This is a genomic window from Massilia mucilaginosa (assembly GCF_011682145.1).
Classification (GTDB): Bacteria; Pseudomonadota; Gammaproteobacteria; order Burkholderiales; family Burkholderiaceae_D; genus Telluria_A; species Telluria_A mucilaginosa.
Window position 1 is genome coordinate 1 of the sequence record NZ_WHJH01000376.1, and the last position, 279, is coordinate 279.

At 71.3% G+C, this 279-nt stretch carries 1 protein-coding gene; it reads left to right on the forward strand.

Annotation, left to right across the window (positions count from 1 at the left end):
* On the forward strand, positions 1-279 hold a 279-nt coding region (locus F2P45_RS35240; protein WP_187367274.1), incomplete at both ends, for a PAAR domain-containing protein.

A 279-nucleotide genomic window follows, 5' to 3' on the forward strand; every position in this document is an offset into this window, starting at 1 on the left:
CCGCCCGCGCCGGTGGTGGCCGACGGCTCTGGTAACGTCTTCATCAACGGCCTGCCGGCGGCGCGCAAGACCGACGCCATTGTCTGCGGCGCCAAGATCGACGGCGGCTCGAACAATGTCTTTATCGGCGGCGGCACCGTGCGTTACAAGGAAGTGGCCGACGAAGTGCCGCCCGGGCTGCGCACCGCGGTCGACTGGGCCTTCGCGCTGGCCGGGCTGGCGGGCGGCCTGGGAGGACTGGTCAAGGCGTCCGGCGGCTTGTCGAAGGCGGTGCTGCCG